The organism is Streptomyces sp. NPDC104313 (genome assembly GCF_055583985.1).
The window spans coordinates 66888-91686 of sequence record NZ_JBVJMW010000021.1; the positions used below are offsets into that span (position 1 = coordinate 66888).

The 24799-nt window shown below is 71.6% G+C and carries 19 protein-coding genes; 6 read left to right on the forward strand and 13 right to left on the reverse strand.

Translation table 11 applies throughout. From position 1 onward, the window contains the following. Positions 1-39 precede the first annotated feature (39 nt). Positions 40-801, forward strand: coding sequence for an alpha/beta hydrolase (locus ACZ60Q_RS33085; RefSeq protein ID WP_469641260.1), 762 nt, complete (start codon positions 40-42; stop codon positions 799-801). 24 nt (positions 802-825) lie between these two features. Here ACZ60Q_RS33085 and ACZ60Q_RS33090 read toward each other — a convergent pair whose 3' ends face one another. Beyond that, positions 826-1779 carry a LysR family transcriptional regulator gene (locus ACZ60Q_RS33090; protein WP_469641261.1) on the reverse strand — a complete coding sequence of 318 codons (954 nt, stop codon included), beginning with the start codon at positions 1777-1779 and terminating at the stop codon, positions 826-828. A 62-nt stretch (positions 1780-1841) separates the two neighbouring features. On the opposite strand from ACZ60Q_RS33090, the gene ACZ60Q_RS33095 reads away from it, so the two are divergent. From ACZ60Q_RS33095 to ACZ60Q_RS33105, 3 genes are all read left to right on the forward strand, one after another. Further along, complete coding sequence (locus ACZ60Q_RS33095; protein WP_469641262.1) at positions 1842-3143, forward strand: MFS transporter; 1302 nt, start codon at positions 1842-1844, stop codon at positions 3141-3143. Between the two features lie 124 nt (positions 3144-3267). Further along, entirely contained in the window at positions 3268-3984 is a 717-nt protein-coding gene (locus ACZ60Q_RS33100) for a L,D-transpeptidase family protein (RefSeq protein WP_469641263.1), read from the forward strand. 175 nt (positions 3985-4159) lie between these two features. Next, positions 4160-5185 (forward strand): sigma-70 family RNA polymerase sigma factor, encoded by a 1026-nt coding sequence (locus tag ACZ60Q_RS33105; RefSeq protein WP_469641264.1) that lies wholly within the window; start codon positions 4160-4162, stop codon positions 5183-5185. A 104-nt stretch (positions 5186-5289) separates the two neighbouring features. On the opposite strand, the gene ACZ60Q_RS33110 is transcribed toward ACZ60Q_RS33105, so the two are convergent. Then, a complete protein-coding gene (locus tag ACZ60Q_RS33110) occupies positions 5290-5664 on the reverse strand; it encodes an STAS domain-containing protein (protein ID WP_469641265.1) in 375 nt (124 codons plus the stop codon). Positions 5665-5870: 206 nt separating this feature from the next. On the opposite strand from ACZ60Q_RS33110, the gene ACZ60Q_RS33115 reads away from it, so the two are divergent. Continuing rightward, positions 5871-9221: a S8 family peptidase gene (locus ACZ60Q_RS33115; protein WP_469641266.1), complete on the forward strand. Its 3351-nt coding sequence runs from the start codon at positions 5871-5873 to the stop codon at positions 9219-9221. 95 nt (positions 9222-9316) lie between these two features. On the opposite strand, the gene ACZ60Q_RS33120 is transcribed toward ACZ60Q_RS33115, so the two are convergent. The 7 genes from ACZ60Q_RS33120 to ACZ60Q_RS33150 form a co-directional block, all read right to left on the reverse strand. Beyond that, positions 9317-10594 (reverse strand): thymidine phosphorylase, encoded by a 1278-nt coding sequence (locus ACZ60Q_RS33120; protein ID WP_469641267.1) that lies wholly within the window; start codon positions 10592-10594, stop codon positions 9317-9319. Positions 10595-10713: 119 nt separating this feature from the next. Further along, positions 10714-11145 (reverse strand): cytidine deaminase, encoded by a 432-nt coding sequence (locus ACZ60Q_RS33125; protein WP_469641268.1) that lies wholly within the window; start codon positions 11143-11145, stop codon positions 10714-10716. Next, positions 11142-12407: an ABC transporter permease gene (locus ACZ60Q_RS33130; protein WP_469641269.1), complete on the reverse strand. Its 1266-nt coding sequence runs from the start codon at positions 12405-12407 to the stop codon at positions 11142-11144. The genes ACZ60Q_RS33125 and ACZ60Q_RS33130 overlap by 4 nt, the downstream gene beginning before the upstream one ends. Continuing rightward, on the reverse strand, positions 12404-13522 hold the full coding sequence (locus ACZ60Q_RS33135) for an ABC transporter permease (protein WP_392160696.1): 1119 nt from the start codon (positions 13520-13522) through the stop codon (positions 12404-12406). Before ACZ60Q_RS33135 ends, ACZ60Q_RS33130 begins: the two co-directional genes overlap by 4 nt. Next, the gene (locus ACZ60Q_RS33140) at positions 13519-15102 is read right to left on the reverse strand and encodes an ABC transporter ATP-binding protein (protein ID WP_469641297.1); all 1584 of its coding nucleotides are present in this window, start codon (positions 15100-15102) and stop codon (positions 13519-13521) included. Before ACZ60Q_RS33140 ends, ACZ60Q_RS33135 begins: the two co-directional genes overlap by 4 nt. 381 nt (positions 15103-15483) lie before the next feature. Continuing rightward, the gene (locus ACZ60Q_RS33145; protein WP_469641270.1) at positions 15484-16533 is read right to left on the reverse strand and encodes a BMP family lipoprotein; all 1050 of its coding nucleotides are present in this window, start codon (positions 16531-16533) and stop codon (positions 15484-15486) included. 174 nt (positions 16534-16707) lie between these two features. Further along, positions 16708-17943 (reverse strand): amidohydrolase, encoded by a 1236-nt coding sequence (locus ACZ60Q_RS33150; protein ID WP_469641298.1) that lies wholly within the window; start codon positions 17941-17943, stop codon positions 16708-16710. Between the two features lie 236 nt (positions 17944-18179). On the opposite strand from ACZ60Q_RS33150, the gene ACZ60Q_RS33155 reads away from it, so the two are divergent. Further along, complete coding sequence (locus ACZ60Q_RS33155; protein WP_469641271.1) at positions 18180-19859, forward strand: FG-GAP repeat domain-containing protein; 1680 nt, start codon at positions 18180-18182, stop codon at positions 19857-19859. A 72-nt stretch (positions 19860-19931) separates the two neighbouring features. Here ACZ60Q_RS33155 and ACZ60Q_RS33160 read toward each other — a convergent pair whose 3' ends face one another. The 4 genes from ACZ60Q_RS33160 to ACZ60Q_RS33175 all read right to left on the reverse strand — a co-directional run bounded on the left by ACZ60Q_RS33160 (position 19932) and on the right by ACZ60Q_RS33175 (position 24725). Continuing rightward, positions 19932-20966, reverse strand: coding sequence for a hypothetical protein (locus ACZ60Q_RS33160; protein WP_469641272.1), 1035 nt, complete (start codon positions 20964-20966; stop codon positions 19932-19934). 10 nt (positions 20967-20976) lie between these two features. Further along, a complete protein-coding gene (locus ACZ60Q_RS33165; protein ID WP_469641273.1) occupies positions 20977-21909 on the reverse strand; it encodes an N-acetylneuraminate synthase family protein in 933 nt (310 codons plus the stop codon). Between the two features lie 12 nt (positions 21910-21921). Then, the gene (locus ACZ60Q_RS33170) at positions 21922-23217 is read right to left on the reverse strand and encodes a cytidylyltransferase domain-containing protein (protein WP_469641274.1); all 1296 of its coding nucleotides are present in this window, start codon (positions 23215-23217) and stop codon (positions 21922-21924) included. A gap of 125 nt (positions 23218-23342) precedes the next feature. Further along, positions 23343-24725 (reverse strand): DUF6716 putative glycosyltransferase, encoded by a 1383-nt coding sequence (locus ACZ60Q_RS33175; protein WP_469641275.1) that lies wholly within the window; start codon positions 24723-24725, stop codon positions 23343-23345. Between the last annotated feature and the right edge of the window lie 74 nt (positions 24726-24799).

Consider the following 24799-nt stretch of genomic DNA (forward strand, 5'->3'; position numbering starts at 1 on the left):
TCGGGTGGAGTACACGTCTCCTTCTGACACTGTTCTGTCATGGGACAGCGCGCACTCTCCTCGCCCGATGCCAGGCTGGGACGGGCCGTTCGGACGGCCGGAGCAACGGACGAGGTCAGCGGCGTGGTTCTGCTGCTCCCGGACGGCCGGGCCGCATCGCACCGTCGCCCCTCCCCCCTGTCGTACGCGGCGCAGCTGCCGTTCGCCCGCTCCCTGGCCCGTGCCGGGGTGGGCGACGGGCTCGCGGTGCATGTCCTGCGCTACCGCTGCCGGGGCTGGAACGCGGACCAAGCGCATCCCGTCGAGGACGCCTCGTGGGCGGCCGACGAGGTCCAGCGCCGGTACGGCGACGTGCCGGTCTGCCTGGCCGGCCACGGGATGGGCGGGCGGGCCGCGCTGCGGGCCGCCGGGCACGGAGCGGTCACCTCCGTCCTGGCGATGGCCCCGTGGCTGCCGGAGCGGGCTCCGGCGGAACCGGAGCCGGTGAGGCAACTGGTGGGGCGGCGGGTGCTGATCGTGCACGGCACCAACGACGAGCGCACCGACCCGGAGTTGTCCTACCGGCTGGCCGAGCGGGCGAAGAAGTCCAACCGGGACACCTGCCGCTTCGAAGTCCATTCCGACGGCCACGCGTTGCGCCAGCATCGCTCCGAAGTGGTGGCGCTGGCCGCCGACTTCGTACGCGGCTCACTCTTCGCCCGGTCCTACGCCCGCCCGGTCGCGGACGCGCTCGCCGCACCGCCGCCGCTGGGGCTGCGGATGCCGCTGGCCGCCGGGTTCGGCCGGTCGCTGAGGCACTGAGCGCACGCCCCGCCGGGCGCCCGCTCAGTTGGGCAGCAGGTTGCCCCGACGCGAGAGCAGGAAGCGCTTGAAGGCAGCGACCGGCGGGGTGTCGGGGTGGCCGTCCAGCCAGGCGACCCCGATCTCGCGGGCGGCGCGCGGTGCGGTGACGGTCAGCTCGACGACGCCGGGCCGGGCGACCGCGGGCGGCGGCAGCAGGGCCACCCCGAGCCCGGCGGCGACCAGCCCGCGCAGGGTCTCCGCCTCCTCGCCCTCGAAGGCGACCCGGGGCGTGAAGCCCGCCTGGGCGCAGAGGTCGTCGGTGATCCGGCGCAGCCCGTAACCGGGCTCCAGGGTGACGAACGTCTCCTCGGCGGCCTCCGCGAGACGGATGCGCCGGCGGGACGCGAGGCGGTGGTCGTCGGGGACCACCAGCCGCAGCCGCTGTTCGTCGAGGCGGCGGGCCACCAGGTCGGGGGCGTCGGGCACGGGAGAGGTGAGACAGAGGTCGAGGGCGCCCGCGCGCAGCCGTTCGATCATCGCCTCGCCGTAGTTCTGCACGAGCTGGAAGCGGACCCTGGGGTGGTCGGCCCGGAAGGCGCGGATCAGGGCGGGCACGGTCTCCGAGCCCATGGTGTGCAGGAAGCCGAAGGAGACCCGGCCCGCCGTCGGGTCGGCGTCCGCCCGGACCGAGTCGGCGGCCTTCTCCACCTCCGCCAGGGCCCGTTCCGCCGAGCCGAGGAAGGTGCGGCCCGCCGGGGTGAGCGAGACGGTGCGGCCCTTGCGGGCGAACAGGGCGACGCCCAGGTCCGCTTCGAGCCGGACCATGGCCCGCGAGAGCGTGGACTGCGGAACGCCCAGCTCGTGCGCGGCACGGGTCACATGCTCGTGCCGGGCGACCGCCTCGAAGTACGCGAGGCGCGGCGCGAGCACGGCCCGGATGTCTTCTTCGTAACCACTTGGTGACAGCCGAGGCCCTGAGCTGCGTTCATGCGCCATGGGATTGATTATCGCAGTTTCGTGCATTGGACGCATGAAACGTCTCGCTCTACGTTCGACGTATGCCTCCCGCCAGTACCGGGGCATCCACGATCGCCGTGGATGCCTCTGCCCCGCAGTCCCCCGCCGCCGCAGCCACCGCCGCTGCCCATGAGCGCCTGGAGCCCGGCCGCCCCGGCTTCCGCCGGATGAGCTTCGCCCTCTTCGCCGCCGGGGTCGCGGCCTTCGCCCTCCTCTACTCCACCCAGGCGCTGCTGCCCGCGCTCTCCGCCTCGTTCGACGCGAGTGCCGGACAGGCGAGCTGGACGGTCTCGGCCGCGACCGGGGCGCTGGCCCTGTTCGTGCTGCCGCTGAGCGCGCTCTCGGAGCGGTTCGGGCGGCGGCAGATGATGACGGCGTCGCTGGCGATCGCGGTGCTCGTCGGACTGCTGGTGCCCCTCGCCCCGTCGATGGGCGCGCTGATCGCCCTGCGCGCCGTCCAGGGCGCGGCGCTCGCCGGACTCCCGGCCTCCGCGATGGCGTATCTCGCGGAGGAGGTGCGGCCCAAGGTACTGATCGCCGCGATCGGGCTGTTCGTCGCGGGCAACAGCATCGGCGGTATGAGCGGGCGCATCCTCACCGGGTGGGTCGCCCAGGCCTGGGGCTGGCGCGCCGCGCTCGCGGCGGTCGGGCTGCTCGCGCTGGCGTGCGCCGTCGCGTTCCACTTCCTCATCCCGAAGGCCCGGAACTTCCGTCCCGGTTCGCTGAACCCGAAGGCCCTCGCGAAGACCGTCGCCACGCATCTGGCCGACCCGCTGCTGGTCCGGCTGTACGCCATCGGCGCGCTGTTCATGACGGTGTTCGGCGCGGTCTACACGGTGATCGGCTACCGGCTCGTCGAGGAGCCGTTCAGCCTGCCGCAGGGCGTCATCGGCTCGATCTTCCTGGTCTACCTGGTCGGTACGGTCTCCTCCGCCGCCGCCGGGCGTCTGGTGGCCCGCCTCGGCCGCCGGGGCGCGCTCTATCTGGCGGTCTCCACCACGGCCGCCGGGCTGCTGCTCTCACTGGCCGACCGGCTGGCCGCCGTACTGCTGGGCCTGGTGCTGATCACGGCAGGCTTCTTCGCCGGGCACGCGGTCGCCTCGTCGTCGGTGAGCCGCACCGCGACGACAGGCCGGGCACAGGCCTCGGCGCTCTACCAGTCGGCGTACTACCTGGGCTCCAGCGCGGGCGGCACGCTGGGCGCGGTCGCCTTCCACGCCGGGGGCTGGACGGCGACGGTGGCCCTGGGGCTGCTCGCGGTCCTCGGGGTCGTCTCGATCACCCTGTACGGGACCAGGGTGGCGCGTGCGGAGCGACAGGCGCTCGTCCCCGCCACCCGCTGAACCGCCGCGCCACCCGCCGGACCGGGACGCAACCGAGACATACCGGCGCGCAACCACCGGCCCCCTTCGCACGTCTACCAGGCGTAACCAACAACGCACTGTGGGCGAAGGGGAGTTGGCGCGCATGCGAGTCACGGCGAAGAGATCCGGAAGACCTCCGCGACGAGGGGTGGCACTGTCCGTCGCCGGACTGGTGGCCGCTCCGGCCCTGGTCCTGGGCACCGGCACCGCCGCCCACGCGGCGTCCTGCACCACGTCGGTGGGACCGCACCAGAAGCAGGTCGAGAAGTTCCTGAAGCGGCCCGTGGACGGCAGGCAGTCGACGGCCGACTGCAAGGCGATCCAGAAGTTCCAGAAGACGCACGGGATCACCCCCACCATCGGCTACGCCGGTCCGCTGACCTGGCGCACGATGAACACGATGCTCGCCCAGAAGGCCGCCGGGAAGAACCCCAACAAGGCCAAGAAGTGCCCTACCAACAAAGGGCGCATCGCCTGTGTCGACCTGACACGGCAGCTGAGCTGGATCCAGGACGGCAAGAAGCTGAAGTACGGCCCCGTGCCGGTACGGACCGGCCGCAACGGCGTCGAGACCCGGACCGGCGCCAAGAAGATCTACTGGCGCAGCATCAAGCACTGGTCGACCATCTACAAGGTCTGGATGCCGCACTCCCAGTTCTTCGACGGCGGCCAGGCGTTCCACTCGGTCACCAAGTCCATGTACAACCCGCCGGGCTCCGGCGGCTGCGTCAACATGCGCCCCGCCGACGCGAAGGCATACTGGAAACTGCTGAAGAACGGCGACGACGTGTACGTGTACGGGCGCAAGCCCGGGACCTGAGCGAAGCGCTCGCTACCGGCGGAACACCTTCAGGGGCACCGGGGCGGATCGTGGCCGCGATCCGCCCGGTGCCCCTCTGTCGTCCGTCCGCCCCGACTGTCAGTGGCCTGCGATAGCTTCCGACGTGCCGGGTGACGGATGCCACAGCGCGGCTGCGCGCGACAGAGGTGGAGCGATGAGCGAACTGACCACGACGACGGCCATAGGAGCGGCGGCGGACAGCGGAGGCGACGCTTCCGGTATCGACAGCCGCCTGGAAGGGCACCGGACCGAGCTGACGGGGTACTGCTACCGGATGCTCGGGTCCGCCTTCGAGGCCGAGGACGCGGTGCAGGACACCCTGGTCCGGGCCTGGCGCAACTTCGACAAGTTCGAGGGCCGCTCCTCGTTGCGCTCCTGGCTCTACCGGATCGCCACCAACGTCTGCCTGGACATGCTGAACGCGGGCAACAAGCGGGCCCGCCCGGTCGACCTGACGGGGCCCACCCCGCTCGCCCAGGCCGCGCTGAGCTCCCGCCCGGAGAACGTCTGGCTGGAGCCGATGCCCGACGGCCGGATCCTGCCCTCGGTCCAGGACCCGGCGGAGGCGGCCGTGGCGCGCGAGTCGGTGCGTCTGGCGTTCGTCGCCGCCCTCCAGCACCTGCCGCCCAAGCAGCGCGCCGTGCTGATCCTGCGCGAGGTCCTCGCCTGGAAGGCCGCGGAGGTGGCCGAGCTGCTGGAGACCTCCGTCGCCTCCGTCAACAGCGCCCTGCAGCGGGCCCGCGCGACGCTGACCGAGACGGGGGGCCGGTCGGGTGACGCGGCCGACCCCCTCGACGAGGAGCAGCAGAAGCTCCTGGAGCGCTATGTGAAGGCGTTCGAGGGATATGACATGGCCGCCCTCACCGCGCTGCTCCACGAGGACGCGGTGATGACGATGCCACCGTTCGACCTGTGGCTCCAGGGCACCGGGGACATCACGGGCTTCATGACCTCCATCGGCGCGGCGTGCGCGGGCTCCAAGCTGGTGCCCGTCCCGGCCAACGGGTCCCCCGGCTTCGCGCACTACAAGCCCGCCGAGGACGGGGACGGATTCGTGCCGTGGGCGGTCCAGGTCATCGACATCCAGGACGGGGCGATCACCGGAATGCACTGCTTCCTGGACGTCCCTCGCTGGTTCCCGCTGTTCGGCCTGGAGGACCGGCTCCCGGCCGACGCGTAGGAGTCGTCGGCCGGGCCCGGCACCCCGGGTGTGCCGTGGGGTGCCGGGCCCGGCCGACGACCGTACGCGGGTCGGTGCGCGCCCGGCGTCAGCCCGGGCCCGCGTCAGCCCGGGTCCGGCACCCGTTCCTCCGGGCCCTCCTCCAGGGCCACCACGTCGGCCAGGCCCACCAGGTCCAGCAACGACCGGAGTTCGGGGGGCACGCGGCGCAGCCGCAGCGTGCGTCCGGACCGGCGGGCGACGAGCCCCAGCCGGGCCACCGCCTCGACCAGGGTCAGATCCGGCCGGATCACCCCGCCCACATCGCAGTCCACCGCCGCGCCCGGGGCGAGGGCGGCTCCGCGGGGGCCGGCGAGAGCACGCTCCAGCTCGGCGCAGAGGTCGGGCACGACGGCACGGCTGACCCGGCCGGTCACAGTCAGGACGATCGGATTCTCGGCATCCACACCAGGCAGACCGCTCCGGCGGGCGAAACTCATCGGTCCCTGCCACGCGCACCCGCCACGGAGGGGCCGTTTTGCGACAACTGTGAGCCCCTGACGCCCCTTCCGTGAACCAACTCCCCCAATATTCGCTCTAGTTCAGCGAACCGACGGGCCGCAGCCGTCGTTCCTGCGTCTCTGCGGACCGGCCCGGCGGGACCGAGCAACCATCGAGTTCTCCAGGGGGAGAGTTGCGCAGACACGTGAGAAACGCGTGCATACCGGCGGTCGCCACCGCCGTGGCCGTGGCACTGGCGGCGGGCATGGCCCCGTCCGCCGTCGCCCAGCCGGATCCGAGGGGGGCGTCCGACGCCCGGGCCCAGGACCGTTCCCAGGGAGGTAAGTCGCGTCAGCTGACCCTCGTCACCGGCGACCGGGTCACCGTCGACGCCCAGGGCAAGCCGGTCGCCTTCCGGCCCGCGAAGGGCCGGGAGCAGATCCCGGTCCAGCGGATGAGCGACAAGGGGCACACGCTCGTCGTCCCGGCCGACGCCCACCGGCTGATCGTCTCCGGCAAACTCGACCGACGGCTGTTCGACGTCACCGAGCTGAGCCGCCCGGAGAACCTCCGGGCCCAGCGGGACGGTCTGAAGCTGATCGTCGGCTACCGGGGCAAGCAGACCGCCACCGCGAAGGCGCAGGTCCGCGAAGCGGGCTCCACAGAGGTGCGCCGGAGCCTGACGTCACTGAACGCCGAGTCGGTGACCACGCCGACCGCCGACGCGCCGGCCATCTGGAAGGCGCTCACCGACCGGCGCCCGGGCGGCGAGCGGGTCACCACAGCGGCCGGTATCGACCGGGTCTGGCTGGACGGGGTGCGCCGGGCGAGCCTCGACAAGAGCGTCCAGCAGATCGGCGCCCCGGCGGCGTGGAAGGCCGGGTTCACCGGCAAGGGCGTCAAGATCGCGGTCCTGGACACCGGGACGGACGCCACCCACCCCGACCTCCAGGGCCAGATCCTCGCGGAGAAGAACTTCAGCGCCTCCGCCGACACCAAGGACCGGGTGGGCCACGGTACGCACGTCGCCTCGATCGCGGCGGGCACCGGTGCCCGGTCGGGCGGGAAGTTCAAGGGCGTGGCCCCGGACGCCAAGCTGCTCTCGGGCAAGGTGCTCGACGACGACGGCTACGGCGAGGACTCCGGCATCCTGGCCGGAATGGAGTGGGCGGTCGCCCAGGGCGCCGACATCGTCAACCTGAGCCTCGGCGGGACCGACACCCCGGAGGTGGACCCGCTGGAGGCGGCGGTCGACAAGCTGTCGGCCGAGAACGGCGTCCTGTTCGCCATCGCCGCGGGCAACGATGGCGCCGGCGCGGGCACGGTGGGCTCGCCGGGCAGCGCGGACGCCGCGCTGACCGTGGGCGCGGTGGACGACCAGGACAAGCTGGCGGACTTCTCCAGCCGCGGCCCGCGGGTCGGGGACGGGGCGATCAAGCCCGACGTGACGGCGCCCGGCGTGGACACCACGGCGGCTATCCCGTCCGACTCGCTGATCGCGAAGGAGGTGGGCGAGAACCCCGCCGGCTACGCGACGATCTCGGGTACGTCGATGGCCACCCCGCACGTCGCGGGCGCGGCCGCCCTGCTCAAGGAGCAGCACCCCACGTGGGCGTACACCGAGCTGAAGGGCGCGCTGACCGCGTCCACGAAGCCCGGCGCGTACAACCCGTTCCAGCAGGGATCCGGCCGGATCGCGGTGGATCGCGCGATCGCCCAGACCGTCGTCGCCGACCCGGTCTCGGTGAGCTTCGGGGTGCAGCAGTGGCCGCACACCGACGACAAGCCGGCCACCCAGAAGGTCACGTACCGCAACCTCGGCAAGGGCGACGTCACCCTCGACCTGAAGGCGACGGGCACCGACCCGGGGGGCAAGCCCGCCCCGGCCGGCTTCTTCACGCTCGGCGCGGACCGGGTCACCGTGCCCGAGGGCGGCACGGCGGAGGTCACCCTGACCGCCGACACCCGCCTCGGCGGCACCGTGGACGGCACGTACTCCGCCTACCTGGTGGCGACCGGCGGCGGGCAGACCGTGCGCACGGCCGCCGCGGTCGAGCGTGAGGTGGAGAGCTACGAGGTCACCGTCAAGCACCTCGGGCGCGACGGCCGTCCGGCCGCCTACGCGGACAACACGCTCTACCGCTTCGACGCGGGGGCGGACTTCCCGTTCCTGAGCCCGCAGGTCGTCGACGGCACGGCGAAGATCCGGGTACCCAAGGGCACGTACGTGGTCAACTCCACGGTCTACAGCGACCCGGACGACGTCACCAAGGGCGCCGACTGGATCGCCCGGCCCAAGGTCGCGGTCACCAAGAACACCTCGCTGACGTTCGACGCCCGCAAGGCGAAGCCGGTGAGCATCACCGTGCCGGACACGAAGGCGAAGCCCCGGCTGTACGCGCCGGACTACTCGGTGGAGTCCTCGAACGACCGGGTCTCCTTCGGCTGGCTGGCGCAGTCGCCGGCCGGCATCCGCACACTGCACGTCGGCCCGAAGATCACCGACGGTTCGCTGGCCCAGCACTGGACGGGCTCCTGGACCAGGGGTGCGTCGACCGAGTACGGCATCGCGGTCGGCGGCAAGGTCGAGCAGCTCGCGACCGGCTACCACCGGAAGTTCACCGCCGGGCAGCTGGCCAAGGTCAAGGTCGTCATGGGAGCGGCCGCGCCGAAGAAGAAGGGCGAGATCGTCTCCTGGGGCAACCTCCCGACCCAGGGCGGCAGTTGGGCCGCCGTGACCGAGCAGAAGCTGCCCGGCACCCGCACGCTGTACCTCTCCACCGCCGACAAGGTGACCTGGAGCTCCGAGTTCAACCAGACCGGTCCCGCCGACGAGGAGGGCTTCCCCACCTACGAGGCGGGCTACACGATCGGCGGGTCCGGAAAGTACAAGCCGGGCAAAACGTACACGAGGACCGTGAACACCGCGGTCTTCGGGCCGCTGGTGAGCAAGGACTTCGGCATCGTCCGCGACGGCAACGAGATCAGCGGCATGCTCCCGCTGCTGGCGGACGGCCAGGGCAACGCGGGCGGCATCGCGCTCTCGTCGGTCAAGACCGTCCTGTACCGCAACGGTAAGAAGCTCGGCCAGAACAGCGACCCGCTGCTCGGGGAGGAGGTCTTCCGGGTACCGGCCGGCGCGGCCGACTACCGGCTGACGACCTCGGTCAGGCACAGCGCGAAGATCAGCCCGCTCTCCACCCGGGTGGACGCGGCCTGGACCTTCCGCTCCAAGAAGACCGCGTCCACGATGCTGCCCGTCTCCACCGTCCGGTTCACCCCAGCCGTGGGCACGGACGGCCGGGTCAAGGCGGGCAAGACCGTCTCGGTGCCGGTGAAGGTGCACGGCGCGGCCGTGGGCAAGAACCTGAAGTCGCTGAAGACGTACGTCAGTTACAACGGCGGCAAGACCTGGAAGAAGGTCACCGTCACGAAGGGGAAGATCACCGTCAAGAACCCGGCGAAGGGCAAGGCGATCTCCTTCTCCGCCAAGGTCACCGACAAGAAGGGCAACACCTCGTCGGTGAAGATCTACAGCGCGTACCTGGGCAAGTGACGCTTCGCGTCGCGTAGTTCACACCCGCACGACGGCGGCCCGCCGCACGGATCCCATCCGTGCGGCGGGCCGTCCGCGTGTGCCCGGTCAGCGTGTTACGCGATCCGCTCCCGCACCACCGGCAGCGGCGCGAACGACGTGCCGGCCGGGGCGATGTCGTACGCCTCGGGCAGCGCCTTCAGCGCGTAGTCGAACTTCTCGGGGGTGTCCGTGTGCAGCGTCATCAGGGGCTGGCCCTCGGTGACGGTGTCGCCGGGCTTGGCGTGCAGTTCGACGCCCGCGCCCGCCTGCACCGGGTCCTCCTTGCGCGCCCGGCCCGCGCCGAGGCGCCAGGCGGCGACGCCGACGTCGTAGGCGTCCAGGCGGGTCAGGACGCCGGAGGAGCGCGCGGTCACCACGTGCTGCTCGCGGGCGACCGGGAGCGCGGCGTCCGGGTCGCCGCCCTGGGCGGAGATCATCCGGCGCCAGACGTCCATGGCCGAACCGTCGGCGAGCGCCTTCTCCGGATCGGCGTCCTTGAGCCCGGCGGCGTCCAGCATCTCGCGGGCGAGGGCGAGGGTGAGGTCGATGACGTCCCTCGGGCCGCCGCCGGCCAGCACCTCGACCGACTCGCGGACCTCCAGCGCGTTGCCCGCGGTGAGGCCGAGCGGGGTCGCCATGTCGGTGAGCAGCGCGACCGTGCGCACCCCGCTGTCGGTGCCGAGCGCGACCATGGTGGAGGCCAGTTCGCGGGCGTCCTCGATGGTCTTCATGAAGGCGCCGGAACCGACCTTGACGTCCAGGACGAGCGCCCCGGTGCCCTCGGCGATCTTCTTGGACATGATCGAGCTGGCGATCAGCGGGATCGCCTCGACGGTGCCGGTGACATCGCGGAGCGCGTACAGCTTCCTGTCGGCGGGGGCCAGCCCGTCACCGGCGGCGCAGATGACCGCGCCGGTGGTGTCGAGGACGTCGAGCATCTCCGCGTTGGAGATGTGCGCCCGCCAGCCGGGGATGGACTCCAGCTTGTCCAGGGTGCCGCCGGTGTGGCCGAGGCCCCGGCCGCTGAGCTGCGGCACGGCCGCGCCGCAGGCGGCGACCAGCGGGGCGAGCGGCAGGGTGATCTTGTCGCCGACGCCGCCGGTGGAGTGCTTGTCGGTGGTGGGGCGGGAGAGCGCCCGGAAGTCCATCCGCTCGCCGGAGGCGATCATCGCGGCGGTCCAGCGGGCGATCTCGGTGCGGTTCATCCCGTTGAGCAGGATCGCCATGGCGAGTGCGGACATCTGCTCGTCGGCTACCTCGCCGCGGGTGTAGGCGTCGATGACCCAGTCGATCTGCTCGGGGGTCAGCTCGCCTCGGTCCCGCTTGGTGCGGATGACGGAGATGGCGTCCATGGGAATCCTTCCGGCCGGGTGCGTACGCAAGAGTCCTCGATGACTCTACGCGCATAGAGAGAGGAAAGAGCGGTGGCCCTTCCACTGAGGGGAAGGGCCACCGCCGGGAGATACGGGGTTCAGCCGAGGTGCTGCGGGCCGAACGACTGCGGCAGCATCTCGTCCAGCGTGCGCCGCCCGTCGGGCGTCTCCAGGAGCAGCTCCGGCCCGCCGAACTCGTACAGCAGCTGCCGGCACCTGCCGCACGGCACCAGGACCGCCCCGGTGCCGTCCACGCAGGTGAAGTGGGTCAGCCGGCCGCCGCCGGTGGCGTGGAGGGTGGAGACCAGACCGCACTCGGCGCAGAGCGAGAGGCCGTAACTGGCGTTCTCCACGTTGCAGCCGGTGATGGTGCGGCCGTCGTCCACCCGGGCGGCGACTCCGACCGGGAAGCCCGAGTAGGGGGCGTACGCCCGGGACATGGCGTCCCGGGCCGCGACCCGCAGTCCCTCCCAGTCGGCTTCGCCGAACGCCGTGGCGGCGACGCCGTCTCCGGCGGCGGGCGTCGTCACTTGCCCTCGCCCTTGCGGTACGGCACACCGTCCGCCTTGGGCATCCGCAGGCGTTGCGCGGAGAGCGAGAGGACCAGCAGCGTCGTGATGTACGGGGCGGCGTCGACGAACTGGCTGGGCACCTGGTCGGTCAGGAAGTACCAGGTGAACAGCAGCGCGGAGACGGCCGCCGAGATCACCGCGGCGACGTACTTCTTCTTGTACAGCTGCCAGAACACCGCGATGACCAGCAGGATCGCCAGCAGGAGCAGCATCGCGTGGACGTTCTCCGCACCGCCGCGCAGCTTGAGGCTGTCGGTGAAGCCGAAGAGCCCGGCGCCCAGGGCCATGCCGCCCGGCATCCAGTTGCCGAAGATCATCGCGGCGAGGCCGATGTAGCCCCGGCCGCCGGTCTGGCCCTCCTGGTAGATGCCGGTGGCGACGATCGCGAGGAACGCGCCGCCCAGGCCCGCCAGACCGCCGGAGACCGTGACGGCGATGTACTTGTACTTGTACACGTTGACGCCGAGGGTCTCGGCGGCCACCGGGGACTCGCCGCAGGAGCGCAGCCGCAGTCCGAACGCCGTGCGCCACAGGATCCACCAGGTGGCGGGGATCAGCAGCAGGGCGACGACGGTGAGCAGGGAGAGGCCGGTGACCAGCCCGCCGACGATGCCCGCGATGTCGGAGATCAGGAACCAGTGCTGTTGTTGCAGGTCCTGGAGCCAGTCCGAGAGGCCTGGAATGGTGATCTTGTCGATCGGATCGATGCGCGGGGACTGCTTGGAGGAGCCGCCCTGGATGCCGTCGAAGGCGAAGTTGGAGAGGTAGCGGGTGACGCCGACGGCGAGGATGTTGATGGCCACACCGGAGACGATGTGGTTCACGCCGAAGGTGACGGTGATGACCGCGTGCAGCAGACCGCCGAGGCAGCCGCCGAGGATGCCGAAGAGGACGCCCACCCACGGGCCCCACTGGAACCCGGCCCAGGCCCCGAACCAGGTGCCCAGGACCAGCATGCCTTCGAGGCCGATGTTGACGACGCCCGCGCGCTCGGCCCACAGGCCGCCGAGCCCGGCGAGGCCGATCGGGACGGCGAGTTCCAGGGCGCCGGCGACCTGGCCGACCGAGGTGATGTCGTTGGCGCCGCTGATGAGGCGGACCAGCGAGACCAGGGCGAGCGCGCCCGCGATGATCAGGAGGACGACGGGCAGGGAGAGCTTGCGGCGTCCGCCGCCCTTGGTGGGGGCGACGCGTGCGGCGGTGGCTTTGCTCGTGCTCACAGGGCCGCCTCCTTCTCGGTCTTGATGGCGTGGCCGGCCGCGAGCTCCTCGCCGACCTTCTGCTGCTGGCGGCGGATTCCGTACCGGCGGACCAGCTCGTAGGAGACGACGACCGAGATCACGATCAGGCCCTGCATGATCGTGGCGATCTCCTTCTCGTACCCGTACTGGTCGAGCGAGGCCGACGACTTGTCGAGGAAGGCGATCAGCAGGGCGCTGAAGGCGATGCCGAGCGGGTTGTTGCGGCCCAGCAGCGCGATGGTGATGCCGGTGAAGCCGATACCGGTGGGGAAGTCGAGGCTGTAGGTGTGGGTGTCGCCGAGCAGGGTCGGCATCCCGGCCAGGCCCGCGACCGCACCGGAGATCAGCATCGAGGTGAGGATCATCTTCTTGGCGTCCACGCCGGACGCCTGGGCTGCGCTCTCGCTGGCGCCGGTGGCGCGCAGGTCGAAGCCGAACCGGGTGCGGTTCAGCACGAACCAGTACAGGAGGCCGCAGCCCGCGGCGACGAAGGTGAAACCGTAGATCTCCCCGGCCTGGTCGCCCATCGGCAGCCCCGGGAACCAGCCGGACTCCGGGATCTCCCCGGTGGTCAGGTTGTTGGAGCCGGCGGGCTGCTCGCCGAAGTTCTTCGGCAGGATCAGCCAGGCGACCAGGGCGGTGGCGATCGAGTTGAGCATGATCGTCGAGACGACCTCGCTCACCCCGCGGGTGGTCTTGAGGAAGCCCGCGATGCCGGCCCAGAACGCGCCCACCAGCATCGCGACGATCACGATCAGCGCGATGTGCAGCGGACCCGGCAGGCTGACGCTCGCGCCGACCAGCGCGGCCATCATGGCGGCGAGGCGGTACTGCCCGTCGACGCCGATGTTGAAGAGGTTCATCCGGAAGCCGACGGCCACGGCGAGTGCGGCGAGGTAGTACGTACCGGCCTGGTTGACGATCAGGACCTGTACGTCGACGTACCCGGCCGACTCGAACATGATCCGGTACGGCTCGAAGGGGTTCCGGCCGGAGGCGAGCAGCACCACGGTCGTCAGCGCGAGGGCGACGACCAGGGCGAGCACCGGGCCGGCGAAGCCCAGGATCAGCCGGTCCTTGTCGAATTTCTTCATCGGGCCTCGTCCTCCGGGCTTTCGAGGTGACCGGTGGCGGCGCCGGTCATGGCCGAGCCCAGTTCCTCCGGGGTGATGGTGGCGGGGTCGGCGTCGGCGACCAGTCGGCCGCGGTACATGACGCGCAGGGTGTCGGAGAGCCCGATCAGCTCGTCCAGGTCGGCCGAGATCAGCAGGACGGCCAGCCCTTCGCGGCGGGCCTCGCGGATCTGGTCCCAGATCTGCGCCTGCGCGCCGACGTCCACGCCACGGGTGGGGTGGGCGGCGATCAGGAGCTTGGGCGCGTGGCTCATCTCGCGGCCGACGATCAGCTTCTGCTGGTTACCGCCGGAGAGGGAGGCCGCGGTGACCTCGATGCCGGGGGTGCGCACGTCGTACTCACGCACGATCCGCTCGGTGTCGGCGCGGGCCGCCTTGTTGTCCAGCAGCCAGCCGCGGCTGTTGGGCTTCTCGGTGACATGGCCGAGGATGCGGTTCTCCCACAGCGGGGCGTCCAGCAGGACGCCGTGGCGGTGGCGGTCCTCGGGGATGTACCCGATGCCGGCCTCGCGCCGCTTGCGGGTCGGGACGTGCGAGATGTCGTCCTGGTCGAGGGTGATCACCCCGCCGTCCGGGTCGCGGATGCCGATCAGGGCCTCGATCAGCTCGGTCTGCCCGTTGCCCTCGACCCCGGCGATGCCGAGGACCTCGCCCTGGTGGATGGTGAGGTCGATGCCGGCGAGCACGTCGCGGACGGTGCCGTCGGGGTCGGTGACCGTGAGCGCCAGGTCCCGCACGCGCAGCATCGGCCTATCGGTGACGGTGGACTCGCGGGTCTCCGGCGAGGGCAGCTCGCTGCCGACCATCAGCTCGGCGAGCTGCTTGGTCGTGATGCCGGCCGGGTCGGCGGTGCCCACGGTCGTGCCGCGGCGGATCACCGTGATGTCGTCGGCGACCGAGAGCACCTCGCCCAGCTTGTGCGAGATGAAGATGACGGTCAGGCCCTCGGCCTTGAGCTCGCGCAGGTTGGCGAAGAGCGCGTCGACCTCCTGCGGTACGAGGACCGCGGTCGGCTCGTCCAGGATCAGGATGCGGGCGCCCCGGTAGAGGACCTTGAGGATCTCCACGCGCTGCCGGTCGGCGACCCCCAGGTCCTCCACGAGCGCGTCGGGCCGGATGCCCAGGCCGTACGCGTCGGAGATCTCCTTGATCTTCTTCCGGGCGCCGGAGCCGATGCCGTACAGCTTCTCGCCGCCCAGGACGACGTTCTCCAGGACGGTGAAGTTGTCGGCGAGCATGAAGTGCTGGTGCACCATGCCGATGCCCCGCTCGATGGCGTCGCCCGGGTTGGAGAACGAGACCTGCTCGCCGTTGATCGCGATGGTGCCCTCGTCCGGCTTCTGCATGCCGTAGAGGATCTTCATCAGGGTGGACTTGCCGGCACCGTTCTCACCGACGAGGGCGTGGACCGTTCCCTTGCCGATCGTGATGTCGATGTCGTGGTTGGCGACGACGCCGGGGAAGCGCTTGGTGATGCCGTGCAGTTCTACGGCAGGGGGGCTGCTGGACGCGTTGATGACGCACTCTCCTTGGCCGGACAGGAGCGGGGGCGGAGGGGCTGGGGGTATCGGAGACCCCCCTGAGGGGCGGGGTGAAGTTATCGCGCCGGAGGGCTGTCTACACGCGTAGCGCTGCCGAATCGTGAAACACAGGTGCACATCACGGTCCGGACGCGCGGTCCGGCCGGGTGGGAGAGCACTGCGAGAGGCGGATCTTCTTCGGGTGAGGCGGGTGAGGCGGGTGAGGCGGGTGAGGCTGGGGAAGCTCGGGGAGTGCCGCGGGAGGTTCGCGTTCCGCGGCGGGGAGCCTGTCCGTCCGGCGGGGATGGGCCCGCGGCCCTGTCCGTCCACCGGCCGGAGTGCGGCGCAGGGACGGACAGGGCCTTGGGGAAACCAGCTGTACGGCAGGAGGCTCCGAGCTGCTTACGGAGCGGACTTGACGGTGATCTTGCCGTCGATGATCTCCTGCTTGGCCTTGTCGACGGCCGCGATGACATCGGTCATCTTGACGAACGCCGGGTTGGACATCGACAGGCCGACGCCGTCCTTGTCCAGGCCGTAACGGATCTCACCGGTGGTCGGCTTGCCGTCCTGGACCGACTTGATCAGGTTGAACACCGAGTCCTCGACGTCCTTGGTGACCGAGGTCAGGATGGACTCCTTGTAGGCCGCGAGGCCTTCCTGCTTGTACTGGTCGGAGTCGACGCCGATGTTCCACTTGCCGGCCTTGGAGGCGGCCTCGATGGCACCGGAGCCGGCCAGACCGGCGGCCGAGTAGATCACGTCGGCCTTCTTGTCGAGCTGGCCCTGGGCGGCGGCCTTGCCGAGGTCGGGCTTGGAGAAGCCGTCGAAGTTCGGCGGCTGCGTCAGGTACTGCGGGAGGACCTTGACCGCGGGGTCGGTGTCCTTGGCGCCCTGGACGAAGCCCGCCTCGAACTTCTTGATCAGCGGGGTCTCGACACCGCCGATGAAGCCGATCGTCTTCGTCTTGGTGACCTTGGCGGCGGCGACACCGGCGAGGTAGGAGCCCTGCTCCTCGTTGAAGACGATGTTGGCGATGTTGTCGCCGGTCACCGAGGCGTCGTCGATGATGCCGAAGGTGGTCTTCGGGAACTTCGGCGCGACCTTCTTGATGGCGGGCGCGTAGGCGAAGCCGACGCCGATCACCGGGTTGTTGCCGGAACGGGCCAGCTCGGTGAGGCGCTGGACCTTGTCCGCGTCGCCCTCACCGTCGGAGGGCTCGGCCTCGCTGCCCTTGACGTCGAGTTCCTTCTCCGCCTTGGCGAGTCCGGCGTAAGCGGCGTCGTTGAACGACTGGTCGCCGCGACCGCCGATGTCGTACGCGATGGCGGCCTTGTCGCCGCCCGAGTCGGCGCTGGCGTCCGACGACGATTTTCCGCCACAGGCGGTAACACTGAGTGCAAGCGCCGCGGACGCAATGCCCACGGTGGTGATCCTGGTGATCCGGCGCAAGGGAAGGCTCCTTCAAACCTGACCGAAGCGCCTCTTCCGGCGCTGGTTTCGCGGCGATCGTAACGCGCGTAGATGTCAGATAAGAGCACGTACGGAAGCCGTTATCGGATCGTCGTGAACAGAAGACCTCCCGCAGGTCCACGAACGGCCCGCGAAGACCGTGTCAACGCTCCGCTAACGGTTCCCGTCGAACAACGCCGCGGCGGTGAACAGTTCGACACCCACGGTGATGGCCTCCTCGTCCACGTCGAAGTCGCCGCGGTGCAGGTCGAGCCCACGCGTGTCACCCGGGGTCCGGACGCCGAGGCGGGCCATCGCGCCGGGGACCCGCTCCAGGTACCAGGAGAAGTCCTCGCCGCCCAGGCTCTGCTCGGTGTCCTCGATCGCGTACGATCCGCGGCGCTCGGTCATGGCGGCGTCCAGCAGGCCGATGGACTCGGCGTCGTTCACCACGGGCGGCACCCCGCGCACGTAGGTGATGACGGTCTTGGCCCGGTGCATTCCGGCCACCTCGTCGACAGCGGCGTGCACCAGGTCGGGGGCCGCGCGCCAGGCGTCCAGGTCCAGGCAGCGGACGGTGCCGGAGAGCTCGGCGTGCTGCGGGATGACATTGGGGGCGTGCCCGGTCTCCAGCCGCCCCCAGGTCACCGCGAGCCCGGAACGGGCGTCGACCCGGCGGGCGAGCAGCGCGGGCACGTCGACGGCGATCCGGGCGGCGGCGGTGACCAGGTCGGTGGTCAGATGCGGCCGGGCGGTGTGCCCGCCGGGCCCGTCCAGCGCCACTTCCAGCCGGTCGCAGGCCGAGGTGATCGCCCCGATCCGCAGCCCGATCCGCCCGACGTCCACCTTCGGGTCGCAGTGCACGCCGATGATCCGCCCGACGCCCTCCAGCACCCCGGACTCGATGGCGTCGACCGCGCCCCCGGGCAGGACCTCCTCGGCGGGCTGGAAGATCAGCCGCACGGCGTTGGGCAGCAGCCCCTCCCGGTCGAGCCCGGCGAGCACCAGCCCCGCCCCGAGCACGGTGGTGGTGTGCACGTCGTGCCCGCAGGCGTGCGCCCGGTCGGGCACGGTGGACCGGTAGGGCACGGCCGCCTTGGTGTCCGGGATCGGCAGCGCGTCGATGTCCGCCCGCAACGCCAGCATGGGCGTCACCCCGTCCCACTCCCCCACGTCGCACATGACCCCGGTCCCGACGGCGAGGACCTTCGGCTTCAGCCCGGCCTTCTCCAGCCGGTCCTTGATGGCCGCGGTGGTGCGGAACTCCTGGTTGCCGAGCTCGGGGTGCATGTGCAGATCCCGGCGGAAGGCGGTCAGCTCGGCACGGAGCTCGTCGGAGAGCCTGCCGGGCAGCGCACCTCCGCCGGGCCGGCCGGCCGGGTCGTGGGGGCGGGAGGCGCGGGACTTCAACTGGTTCACCCTAGGAAGCGTAGGCCCCTTGCCCCCTCAACTGGCCACAGATCAACAAAACTTCAGCCGCTCAGGCGAACAAAGTTTGGGTGAGGACGTGTGACGCTGGGTGGTTGCGGGTATACCCGTTCGTCTTCCGCAATAGGGTCCGTGCGCCTGCGGGAAAGGCGCGGGACACCACGGCGAGAACGCTCATAGGATCACGAAGAAATCATGGACATCCTGTGAGGAGCCCTATGAACAGTCGATCCGACTCCACCCCGAACAGAAGGAGACTGTTCCGTCGCGGCACACTCCTGGTGGCCGTCGCCGCGTCCCTCGGCACGGTCGCCGCCCTGGCACCGCCCGCCACGGCCGCGCCGGACCGCTCCCGTACCACCGTGTCCGCCGACCGCGCGCGCCTGGCGAACACACCCCCCGAGATACCGGACCGCCTGGCCACGAGCCCCACGACCGAGTGCGGGGGCGGATTCATCGGCAACACCGGGACGACTCTCATGGCCCGGGTGGAGGACGCCGACTCGCCCTACCTCACCGCGCAGTTCCAGGTCTTTGACGCCGACGGCACGGTCCCGGTGGCCGAGCGTTCGGTGGACGCCATGGCGGGCGGCACCGCCGCGGCCTCTTCGATCGACCTGCCCTCCGGCGACTACCGCTGGCGGGTCCGTGCCACGGACCCGGCGGGAGCCGCCTCCGCCTGGACCGGCTACTGCGTCCTCTCCGTCGACCGCGTACGGCCGGACCGGCCGCCGACCGTCTCCTCGGAGGAGTTCCCCGACGGGGACGCCGGATGGCCCGCGGAGACCGGGGACGCCCGCACCCCCGGCACCTTCACCTTGGGCGCCAACGGCGTGGAGGACGTCGTCGGGTACGTCTGGTACAGCACGTTCGACTCGCAGCGGCGAGAGGTATCCGTCTCCCCCGGTGGGGCGGCGGACGTGACGGCCACTCCGCTGACCGGCGGCCCGCACGTGCTGTACGTCAACAGCGTCGACCGCTCCGGCAATCGCTCCGACACGACCACGTACCGCTTCTACGCCCAGGGCATCACCGCCCCCGACGCCCCCGGCGACCTCAACGGAGACGGTGCCAAGGACATCTGGAGCCTGGACTCCCAAGGCGCGCTGCTCACCCACGCGGGCCGGGGCGACGGAACCTTCGCCCCCGCGGCCGGCGCCGGGCTGACCGTGCCCGGGGCCGGCACCACCTACCGGACCGACTGGGACGACGACGGATACGTCGACCTGGTGACGCTGGAGTACAACCCCAACACACGGCGAAAGCAGCTCTGGGTCCATTCCAACAGCGGGCTGGGGAGCGTCGACGGCACCCGGGGCCGGCAGCTTCTGACGGTCGACTGTCCGGTCCCGGACGAGGACTACGGCTGTGTGGGCGAGCCCGGCTGGACCGGCGACGACCACTGGGGCGACGCGGAGCAGGTGATCGCCCCCGGCGACCTGAACGGTGACGGCAGGAGTGACCTCCTCGTCCAGGAGGGCGAGCGGCTGTGGGTCTACCACGGCCTGTACGGGATGCGGCTGGACGTGCCGGTGGCGGTCGGCGGCTCGGACTGGGACGGCTTCACCGTCCTCGCGCCCGGCGACCTCGACGGCGACGGCCTGGCCGACCTGTGGCTGCGTGAGAAGGCCACCGGCGACCTCTACGACGTGCGCGGCGGCAGCGGTGCCGACGGTGGACCGGACCTCGCTGTCTGGGGCGACCCCGCGAACCGTGTGCGGATCGGCACTGGTTTCACCCTGGCCGCCCGTCCGGTGCTGGACACGGTCGGCGACCTCAACGGCGACGGATTCGCCGATCTGCACGGCCGTACGCAGGACGGCACTCTGACGCTGTGGCCGGGCCGCGTGGCGGCGGACGGCGGCTTCGGCTTCGGGACGGGGCGGGCGATCGGGTGACTCCCCCGGATCTGCCGGGTGATCCCCCGAGGATCGTCTGACTCCCCGTAGGACCACCGCCGCGTCGGGGCCCTACGCGTGGGCCACCGACGACAGTCGCCGCACCCCCCGCGCCGTCTCCGTGACCCCGTTCAGGAAGCCCTGGGCGCGGGGCGAGGCCGTGGCGCGGAGCCATTCCGGGGCGATGTCGCAGACCGCGACGTTCACGCCCGTGCCGGCCAGGGCCAGCGGGAGGGTGTGGACGACCGTGGAGGGGAAGCTGAGAATCGTACGGCCGATGGGGCCTCGGCGGGCGATCAGTTCCAGGGGGAGGTCCGGGCGGACGATCTCCAGACCGGTGGCCGCCCCCAGGGCGTGGAGCTTCTCGGCGGACTCACGGCGGTGGGCGAAGTAGCGGGTGGCCCCGTGGGTGCGGGCCAGGGCCGTGACCGCCTCCTGGTACGGGACGGGGTCGACGACGCCCGTCTCGACCAGGGAGGTGCCGACCAGGTCCGCGCCCCTGCCGATGCCGGGCGGGCCGAACCGGGCGCGGGTCCAGGCGAAGGTGTTCGGGGTGACCGCGATGCCGGGCGGAGCCTCGACCGGCATCGCGGTGAACACCTCGACCGTGTGGTGCGCCGTCGGGGTGAAGCGGCGGCGGGCCGTCGCCGTGACCGGGGCCAGGACCAGTTCGCGCGGTCCGGTGCGGCCCCGGCGGTGCCAGCGCGTCAGGCGCTCGCCCCGGGCCAGCTGGGCGACGAACTCCATGGTGGCCGTGCCGTCGTCGACCACCGTGAGGCGTTCGGCGCGGACCAGGGTCAGCAGGAGCTGCACATAGCGGGAGAACGGGTCGCCGATCACTATGTGGTCCGCGCGCCGGACCAGGCCGGCCAGGGCGCGCAGGGCCTTCAGGGGCGCGCCGGACTCGCCGCGCGCCTCCTGCCAGCGGACCGCGATGCCCTCGTCGCGGGCCAGCTCCGCCATCCGGCGCAGCTGACCGCGCGACATCGGGTCGACCGGGGGGAGGACGACGACCATGGTGTCGGCCGGATCGTCTCCCCCCTGGGTGTGAACCCACTCCAGGACGTTCAGGAGCTGGACCGGGCTCTCGACGAAGGCGAGGTTCACCGGTCGGCGCTCAGACCGCGACCGGCTCGGGGGCCGGCTCGCTCTCGGTCTCGGCGACGACGCCCGCGACGCGGCGGAGCTTCTTCATCGGGCCGAGCTCGGACTCGTACACCTTCTTGACGCCGTCGCCGAGCGACTGCTCGATGGTGCGGATGTCGCGGACCAGGCGGGTCAGGCCCTGCGGCTCGACGGAGGCGGCCTGGTCGGAGCCCCACATGGCGCGGTCCAGGGTGATGTGGCGCTCGACGAACGTGGCGCCGAGGGCGACGGCCGCCAGGGTGGTCTGCAGGCCCGTCTCGTGGCCGGAGTAGCCGATCGGGACGTTCGGGAACTCCTGCTGGAGGGTGTTGATGACCCTCAGGTTCAGTTCCTCGGCCTTCGCCGGGTACGTGGAAGTGGCGTGGCAGAGCAGGATGTTGTCGCTGCCGAGGACCTCGACCGCGTGGCGGATCTGCTTCGGGGTCGACATACCGGTGGAGAGGATCACCGTGCGGCCGGTGGCGCGCAGGGAGCGCAGCAGCTCGTCGTCGGTGAGCGACGCGGAGGCCACCTTGTGGGCGGGGACGTCGAACTTCTCCAGGAAGGCGACGGCCTCGGTGTCCCACGGGGAGGCGAACCAGTCGATGCCGCGCCTGGCGCAGTGCTCGGCGATGGCGGTGTACTCGGCCTCGCCGAACTCGACGCGGTGGCGGTAGTCGATGTACGTCATCCGGCCCCAGGGGGTGTCGCGCTCGATGTCCCACTGGTCGCGCGGGGTGCAGATCTCCGGGGTGCGCTTCTGGAACTTGACGGCGTCGCAGCCGGCTTCGGCCGCGGCGTCGATCAGCGCGATGGCGTTGTCGAGGTCGCCGTTGTGGTTGATGCCGATCTCGCCCGTGATGTAGACGGGGTTGCCGGGGCCGGCGGTGCGGGTGCCGAAGGTGCGCAGGCGGGAGGTGTTCATGATGGTGCTTCCTTACTCGGTGGGGGCTGTGGGGACTGTGGGCTCGGAGGTGGATCCGGTGGTGGTGGTGAGGGTGGGGCCGAGCAGCCAGGCCGCGATCTCGCGGATGGCGCCGTAGCCCCCGGGGGTGGTCGTGACGGCGCGCGCCGCGGCGCGTACCGAGTCGTGGGCGCTCGCGACGGCGACGGGCCAGCCGGCGAGGGAGAAACAGGGCAGGTCGTTGACGTCGTTGCCGACGTAGAGGACCCGGTCGGGGGCGATGGACTGCTCGTCGCACCACCGCTTCAGCGCCTCGTCCTTGCGGTCGATGCCGTGCAGGACGGGGATCCGGAGCTTGCGGGCCCTGGCCGCGACGACCGGGTTCTGCTCGGTGGAGAGGATCAGCAGGGGCATCCCGGCCTTGCGCAGCGCGGCGATGCCGAGTCCGTCGCCCCGGTGCACGGCGACCGTCTCGCGGCCCTCGGAGTCGATCATGACCCGGTCGTCGGTCTGGGTGCCGTCGAAGTCCAGGACGACCGCGTCCACGTCCGCGCGGGAGGGCAGCGGGGAGGGGTCCAGGAGCGGGGCGAGCGCGCGGGCCCGGGCCAGGTCGTGCGGGTCGTCGATCTCCAGCACCCGCGCCGGGTCGGTGGGGACGAGGGCGGTGTGGCCGAAGAAGCGGTGGCGGTGGGTGCGGAAGCCCGCCGCGTCCATCGCGTAGGCGGCGCCGGTCTCCAGGTGGTCCTGGGGGCGGTCCTGGCGTCGGGGGCGTACGGACTTGTCGTGGTTGACGCCGGACGTTTCCTCTTCGACCGCGTGCCCGTCGCGCCAGACGAAGCCGTGGAACGGGGCGACCGTGACGGCCGTGTCCGCGCCTTCGTGGGCCACCGCCCTGGCGACGCCGTCGATGTCCTCGCGGGAGACGAACGGGCTGGTGCACTGGACGAGGAGGACCACGTCGACGTGCTTGGCCTGCTCGGCCTCGTAGACGTCCAGGGCGTGCAGCACGGCCGCTTCGCTGGTGGCGGTGTCGCCCGCGATGGCGGCGGGGCGCTCCACACAGTGCAGCCGGTGGGCGGCCCGGAGGCCGGCGGCGGCGCTCCGGGCGGCCTCGGCGATCGCCCCGTCGTCGGTGGTGACGACGACGTCGGTGACCTCGGGGGCGCCGAGCGCGGCGCGGACGGCGCGGGCCACCAGGGGGATGCCGCCGACCTCGGCGAGGTTCTTGGCGGGGACGCCCTTGGATCCGCCGCGGGCGGGGATCACGGCGAGGACGGTCGGGGTCGGGGGCGGGGTCGGGGGCGGCTGCATCGTTGTCCCTGGGGTCATGGAGGCTGCTGAGGTCGCTGGGGCCGCAGAGGTTTCTGAAGCCGTGGAGGCAGCTGAGGCCGCTGGGGCCACGGAGGTTCCTGAGGCCGTGGAGGCCATGGAGGCCGTGGAGGCCGCTGGGGTGGTCACAGCTCGCCCATCCGGCGGATCACGGGGGCGACGCGCTGGACGCCCTGGCGGTAGGCACCCCGGGCCGCGTTGCGGACGGTTTCGCGTACCGCGCCCCGGACCCGTCCGGGCTCCTGCGGTGCGGTCGCGCCGGGCAGGGGGGTGCCGTCGGGGGCCAGGTGGTGGCGGCCGAGGATGCCGGGGAGGTAGCCGGGGGCGGTGGCGGGTGTGTAGTAGGGCGCCAGTGGCGGGAGTTGGCCGGTGGCGAGGAGGGCGGTGACCTTGGCGCGGGCCGTGTCGTAGGCGGTGCCGTACGAACCATCGGCGGCGACGCCCTGCCCGGCCAGCCACTCCTCGTCGGGCCGGGGCCGGATCCCGCCGTCGAGCCGGTCCCAGGAGGTGAGGAGCCCGGAGCCGACGAAGTGGTGGTTGCCGAGCGTCTCGCGGACGCCGAGGTCGGTGAGGACGGCGGTCGGGACGCTTCGGTGCAGGGACTCCAGTGCGGCCGTCGAGGAGACCGTGACCAGCAGGTCGGTGCGGTCCAGGACCTCGCCCATATGCCCGTACACCAGGCGGAAGTTGGGCGGCAGACCGCCGGGCAGCCGCTGCGCGAGCTTCTGGTAGGGCAGTTCCTCGATGTGCGTGGTGTGCTCGCCGGGCCTGGAGCGCAGCTTGAGCAGCACCTCACGGCGCGGGTGCAGCCGGGCGTGCTCGACGAGCCTGCGCAGCAGGTACGTACGGTCGGCGCGGGAGGCCGGCACGGAGGGCTGGGCGGCGAACACCACGGTGTCGCGGCCCTCTTCGGGGCGGTAGGGGGCTCCGCCGAGGAAGGGGAGGGCGGCCTCCGTGACGGCCGAGGCGTCGGCGCCCACCCCCTCGTACACCGCGCGGAAACGCGCCGCGTCATGGGCCGAGTTGGCGAGGACGAGGTCCGCCCCGTGGCGGAGGAGGAGCCCGTCGGCGAGCTTCTCGTAGACAACGCCCACGTATCCGGTGACGACGACGGGCCGGCGCGGCAGGCCGAGGGCGGCGAGGCCGTGCACCATGGCCTGGACTCCGCCGCCGACGAGGGCGAGGACGACGAGGTCGTAACCCTCGTGGCGCACGGTGTGCAGGAACTCGACGGCGGTGACCTCGCGGACCCGCTCGGCGTCGATCCCGACCTCGCCGACCTCCGCGAGCTGGCGAGGCGTCGGGGTGGCCCGGCCGCGCAGCAGCAGTCCGCTGATCTCGACGGGCCGCGCGTCCGGGCCGTCCGCCCCGGCGGTCAGGCGGCGCGCGGTGAGCGCGCCCCATTTCCACCGGGTGTCGGAGTCGGCGAGGACGGCGACCCGCAGCGCCGGTCGGGGCGCGGCGGGGGCTTCGGCCGGTTCGGCCTCGTTGCTGGTACGTGGGGGCACGTCCTAGAAGCTAGGAAGGCATTTCGATGCGCGGCCCAACGCGACAGCAACAGATGGTTAACAGCGAGCCGACG